Source organism: Pseudomonas sp. Eth.TT006, assembly GCF_054456575.1.
On record NZ_JBTJEN010000035.1, the window covers coordinates 1 to 6,586 of the forward strand.

The 6,586-nt window shown below is 63.0% G+C and carries 2 protein-coding genes; both read right to left on the minus strand.

Annotation, left to right across the window (positions count from 1 at the left end; genetic code table 11):
- Positions 1 to 29: 29 nt before the first annotated feature.
- Positions 30 to 395, minus strand: coding sequence for a DUF6124 family protein (locus tag ACXR0M_RS27185; RefSeq protein ID WP_458834685.1), 366 nt, complete (start codon positions 393 to 395; stop codon positions 30 to 32).
- Positions 396 to 1,104: 709 nt separating this feature from the next.
- On the minus strand, positions 1,105 to 6,586 hold a 5,482-nt coding region (locus tag ACXR0M_RS27190), incomplete at its 5' end, for an Ig-like domain-containing protein (RefSeq protein ID WP_458834686.1).

Consider the following 6,586-nt stretch of genomic DNA (forward strand, 5'->3'; position numbering starts at 1 on the left):
GCGGCAGCTCCTACAGGGGTACCGGGTGGTTAGTTCGGGACGCGGCGGCTATCGAGCACCCGGTTGACCATCAGCTCGCTGAGCATGATCACCTGATGCAGCATCAGCATCGCCCGGCGTTGTGGGTTGTCGATGACATCGGCAACATCGCGGGCCATGTCACTGGCGGCAGCCAGGGATTCGCAGGCTTCGATGAGCAGGGTTTCTTCGTCTACTGCCGGGTCGACGAGGAAGATCCTGCTGGACTTGCGCGACGGGATGGAGAGCTTCAGTGAGCCGGGGTTGAGGTAGAAGCTGATGGCACGGTCGGTCGCCTGTTTTATCTTCTGTGGGTCGAGGGCCGGGTCGTAGGGGATTGGATCGGCGTCTGGGGGATTGGGTGTGGCTTTGAACATAAATATCTAATTCCTGATCAAGGGCCGCGACCGTTCTCTACTAAAAGAAGGGTGGCGGCTGTGCGCAGGTTAGTAGACCGGAGGAATTAGCAAGGCCGGCGCGCTCAAGAGCGCCCTGCGCACAACCACCATCGAGTGCAGGCATGGATAAGCCTGACTGAATGGGACTGATGCACTTACTAATGCCATGCGGGCTACTAAACCCGGTCACTGATGGGCAGTGACAGGGAAACGATATAGCCCGCCCCATAGCCATGTAAGCCGGCGGATTCTGGCGTAGGCGTAGGTAACGGCGCAAGGCGTTGTAGGGCCTATGGCGTAACGGGTTGTGTAATTTAAACGGCGCATGCAGAGTCGGGAATCAGCCTGATTTTTGATGGCGTCTGGTCTGCCGCCTTCGCGAGCAAGCTCGCTCCCACAGTGGGATTGGGTGGGTTCAGTTGAGCATTGGTCGACTGTGAGGGCGCCATCGCGAGCAGGCTCATTCCTACCTTAATCTCATCTGCGCCGGTAACCGTGTAGGAGCTGACGAGTGCAACGAGGCTGCGATCTTTTGATCTTTGCTGTTGGCCTTACCCGCGCGGTGAAGCTGACAAAAAGCAAAAACAAGATCAAAAGATCGCAGCCTTCGGCAGCTCCTACAGGGGGGAAACAAAACCCGCCGGCCCCGATGCATCGGGACGGCGGGTTTTGTCGTTTCAGCGCTCCGTCAAACGGTATCCACCTTCAGCGAGTGATCATTGAGCATCCCGCTGATGATCGTCGCCGTATCATGCCCGCCGGCAACCACCCCGCCCGCCCCCGGCGTTACGCCGTAGTGGCTGGCGAGGTTGACGCCAGCCAGGTCGATGGTCTGGTTTGGCGTGGCGCCGGCCAGGGCGCTGACGTCGATGCTGGTGAGTACCGAGGCGCCGCTGCCGGTGACGGTGAAGTGCAGGTAGTCATCCAGCGAGGCGGTGCTGCCGTTTTCGCCCTGCAGCAGTTGCGACAGGTCGAGCTTGTCGGTGCCAGGGGTGAAGTCGGTGATGGTGTCGTGGCCGCTGTTGCCCTTCAGGTACTGGAAGGTATCGGCGCCCGCGCCGCCGGTCAGGGTGTTGTTGCCCATCCCGCCGATCAGCAGGTCGTCACCGCCACCGCCGTTGAGGATGTCGTTGCCCAGGCCGCCGTTGATCACGTTGTTATTGTTGTCGCCGGTGAGGCTGTCGTTGAAGTTCGAGCCGACGAGGTTTTCGATGCCGGTCAGGGTGTCGGTACCGGCGCCGACGGTGTTTTGCGCACCGAGCAGGCCGAGGTTGACCGTGACCCCGGCGGTGGCGTGGGCATAGCTGACCGTGTCGATGCCGCTGCCGCCGTCGAGAATGTCGTTGCCCGGGCCGCTGTAGAGCAAGTCGTTGCCCGCACCGCCGTGCATCTCGTTGTTGCCGGAACCGGCGCTCAGCACGTCGTTGCCGTCGCCGCCGTTGAGGATGTTGTTGCCGGCACCGGCCACCAGAATGTCGTCGCCGGCGGTGCCGGTGAGGGTGTGGCCATCCTGATAGGTGATGCTGACGTTGGCGGTGTCGCTGCCGCCGTGGTTGTCGTTGGCGGTGTAGGTGCCATTGAAGTCCGGCGTGACGTCGTGGGCGCCGGCGTAGTTGACGGTCATGGTCAGTTGGTAGTTTTCCGCCGCATTCGGGTTGCCGCCGCTGGTGTTACTGATGTTGGTGACGTGGATCTGATAGGTGCCATCGGCGCCGGCGGTGATGGTGCCGCCATCGGCGATGCTGGTGAACGCGCCACCGTTGAGCGAATACTCCAGCGTGATGTGCCCGGCCGCCAGGTTGTGATCGAGGTTGAGGGTTTCGCCCTGTTTCAGTTTGACGGTGATCAGGTCTTCATCGTTGGCATTGGCGTTGGTCACCGCACCGAGGTAGCCGCTGACCACCAGCACGGCCGTCATCGCCGCGGTGTTGGCGGCGAACGCATTGCGCACATCGGCCAGGGCCTGATTGGCGGCGGTGTTACTGGTGCCGTTGAAGGTGATCGCACCGCTGCCGGTGAAGTCCGCGCCCTTGGCCACCCAACCGGTGTTGAAGCTGGTTGGCGAGGCGCTGAGCGTGTCGCCATTCGGGTCGGTGTCGTTGGCCAGCAACAGTTCGCCCGGCACGGTGATGTTGCTCGACAGCACGTTGGTGATGACGTGATCGTCCATCGCCACCGGTGGCGAATTGGGGATGACTTTCACGGTCAGCGTCGAGCTGGCGAGGTCGCCGTCGTTGTCGCTGAGGGTGAAGCCGATGTTTTCGGTGATGACCACGCTGGTGGTTTTTTGTGAGGTGTAGTTGTAGTCGCCGGTGTCGAGGTTGACCACCAGCGTGCCGCCGTTGCTGGTGGCGATGCTGACGCTGTTGTTCACCGTGTTGAAGGTGCCGTGGTTGGCGCCGCCGCTGAAGGTCAGCCCGCCCTGCCCGCTGTTGGCCTTCGGATCAAAGGTGTAAGTGGTGCCGTCGACCACCAGCGACTTGATGAAACCACCGTCGGCGCCGAAGCTACCGCCCTCGCCCAGCAGCGTACCGGTGACCGGCGCACCCATCACCGTGCCGGACAGTACCGAGTTGAGCTGGTTGAGGTCGGTGACCACCACTGCGTTGGTATTGGTGTGGCTGATGCCGTCATAGGCCAGCGGATCGAGGTTGGCGTTGCTCACGCCGCTGCCCAGACCGATCGCGTAGTTCTTGATGTTGTTGGCGTCGAGGAAGTTTTTCAGCGTCGCTTCGTCCGCAGTGCCGATGTCGCCCTCGTTGGGTTTGCCGTCGGAGAAGAAGTAGCCGACGTTCTGCGCCCCGGTGAGTTTGCCCGAGGTGTTGAACGCGTTGTACATCGTCGCCACGGCCGCATCGTAGTTGGTGCCGCCACCGGCGCTGAGGCCGGCCAGCAGGGTTTTCGCCGTGGCGATGTCCACCCACACCGAGGTGCGGTCGGTCGCGTTGCTGCTGAAGGTCACCAGTTGCACTTTCACATCGCCGAGGTCGTCGTACTTGTCGAGCAAGGCACTGATCGCCTGCTTCGCCAGATCCAGCCGCGACAGGCCCGGCACGCCGGAGGCATCGGCCATACTGCCGGAGATGTCGAGCACGATGAGGATGTTGGAGTCGATCTCCACCGCGGCCACCGAGCGATCCGACGGCACCGCTTTTGGCACGTCGTCGACAATGTTCACCACGATGGTGCTGGTGGTGCTGTTGCCCAGTGCGTCGGTGGCTTTGTAGGTGAAGCTTTCGCTCAGGGTGTTGGCGCCGTCGTTGGCGTTCGGCGTGGTTTTCGGTGCCGAGGTCAGCGTATAGGTGTAGGTGCCGTCGGCGTTGAGCTGGATCTGACCGTAAATGCCGGTGGCGCTGCCGACCAGGGTGTAAGTGAGCGCCCCGCTGCCGCCGGTGACCGCACCGACCAGGGTGCCGCTGGCGGTTTCGCCGGTGTTGCTCGGGTCGCTGCCGGTGACCGTGCCGGGGGCCAGATCCTGGCCGTCCTTGGTCAGGTCGAGGGCTTTTTCATAGACCGTCACGTCCTGATCCACCGACGCCACCAGCTTGCTGTCGGCGACGTTGATGGTGATCGTGGTGGTGCTTTCATCACCGTCGCTGTCGCGGATGGTGTAGGTGAAGGTGTCAGTGGCGCCCGGCGGGCTCACCGAGTTCGGGTTGCTGTGGTAGATGGCGTTGCCCGCCGCGTCCAGGGTCAGGTAACCGTAGGCGCCGTTGATGTTGCTGTTGAGGCCGCCGATCGCTGAGCTGGAGGTGTCGCCGCCAGCGCGCACGCCCACCACCGCACCGCCCGCCGCCGCGCCGTCGGCACCGGTGACGTCATTGCCCAGCACGCTGACATTCACCGTCCCGCCCTCGGCCACCGAGCCGGTGTCGGCCTTGGCGGTCGGCAGGTCGTCGATGATGTTGACGTTGATCTGGCCGCTGGCGGTGCTGCCGTCGGTGTCAGTGGCGACCACGTTGAAGTTCTCGGTGAGGCTGTTGGCGCCGTTGCCGGTCGGGTGAGCCTCGTTGTCGACCAGGGTGTAGCTGTAGCTGACCACGCCGGTGCTGGCGTTATACCCGGTGATGGTGAAGGTGCTGCCCAGCGGCGACACCACCGACTGCGGGAAGCCTGCGGCCACGCCGTTGGTGACCACGGCGATGCCGCCGACGGTCAGGGTTTGCAAACCGTCGAGTGCGGTGACGGTGAAGGTGCCGCTCTGGGTCAGCGCCGACGGGTTAGGGCTGGTGCCGTCGCTGAGGTTTTTCTCGTAGACGGTGAGTTCGCCACCGTTCACATCGAGGCCGTTGAGGATCACCGGATCGTCGTTGTTGTGGATCTGCAGGACGAGGTTGGCGGTGCTGGTGTCGCCGTCGGCATCGGTCAGGGTGTAGGTGAAGGTTTCGCTGCCATTGCCACCGCCGTGCAGATTTTTGAAGTCGGCATCGTTGGTGTCCAGCGTGTAGGTGTAAGTGCCGTTGGCATTGAGCACCAACGTGCCGTAGGTGCCGACGATGGTGGCCGGGGTGATCGGGCCGGCATTCGGACCGGTCGGCACCACATCGGCGCCTTGCACGTCATTGGTCAGCACATTGCCGGTCAGGGTCAACTGGCTTTCCGAGGCGGTGTTGGCGTTGTTGTCATTCACCGCTTTCGGCACGTCATCGACAATGCTGACGACTATCGTGCTGGTGACCACGTTGCCCAGCGAATCGGTGGCCTGATAGGTGAAGGTTTCGGTCAGGGTGTTGGCGCCGTCGTCGGCATGCGGCGTGGTGGTCGCCGGCGATGTCAGGGTGTAGGTGTAGGTGCCGTTGGGGTTGAGCACAATCTGCCCGTAGTTGCCGGTGGCACTGCCGACCAGCGCATAGCTGATCGCTCCGACAGCGCCGGTGACCGAGCCGACCAGCGTGCCGGACGCGGTTTCGCCGGTGCTGGTCGGATCGCTGCCGGTGACCGTACCGGGGGCCAGATCGGCGCCGTCCTTGGTCAGGTCGAGGGCTTTTTCGTAGACGGTGACGTCGGTGTCGCTGGTCGCATAGAGTTTGCTGTTGGCGACGTCGATGGTGATGGTGGTGGTGCTTTCGTCACCGTCGGAATCGCGCACGGTGTAGGTGAACACATCCACCGCACCGGGGCCGTTCACGGTATTCGGATTGCTGTGGTAGACCGCGTTGCCGTTGGCATCCAGGGTCAGGTAGCCGTAGGTGCCGTTGATCTGTGAGTTCAGACCGCCGAGCGCCGAGGTCGAGGTATCGCCGCCGGCGCGCACGCCGACTACCGCGCCGGTGACGGCCGGGCCGTCGGCGCCACCAATGTCGTTGTCCAGCACATTGCCGCTGACCGTGCCGCCCTCCGCCACAGACGCAGCATCGGGATGAGCGCTTGGCAGGTCATCGACGATGTTGACGTTGATCTGGCCGCTGGCGCTGCTGCCGTCGGTGTCCGTGGCGACGACGTTGAAGTTCTCGGTGATGCTGTTGGCGCCGTTGCCGTCCGGGTGGGTTTCGTTATCGACCAGGGTGTAGCTGTAACTCACCACGCCGGTGGCCGGGTTGTAACCGGTGATGGTCAGCGTGCTGCCCAGCGGCGTGACAATCGACTGCGGGAAACCGGCGGCCACACCGCCCGTCACCACATTGATGCCGCCCACGGTCAGGGTTTGCAGTCCGTCAAGCGCGGTCACGGTAAAGGTACCGCTCTGGGTCAGGGCCGATGCATCGGGGCTGGTGCCGTCGCTGAGGTTTTTTTCGTAGACGGTGAGTTCGCCACCGTTCACGTCGAGGCCGTTGAGGAGCACCGGATCGTCGTTGTTATGGATCTGCAGGACGAGATTGGCGGTGCTGGTATCGCCGTCCGAATCGGTGATGGTGTAGGTGAAGGTTTCGGTGCCGTTGCCACCGCCGTGCAGGTTTTTGAAATCTGCATCGTTGGTGTTCAGCGTGTAGGTGTAGGTGCCGTCGGCATTGAGTTGCAGCGTGCCGTAGGTACCGGTGAAGGTGCCGGCGGTGACCGGGCCGGTGGGCACGCGGTCGGCGCCTTGTACGTCGTTGGTCAGGACGTTGCCGGTCAGTGTGAGCTGGCTTTCCGAAGCGGTGGTGGTGTTGGAATCGTTCAGCGCTTTTGGCAGGTCGTCGATGATGTTTACGTCGAGCGTCGCATTGGCGGTGGTGCCGTTGTCATCCACC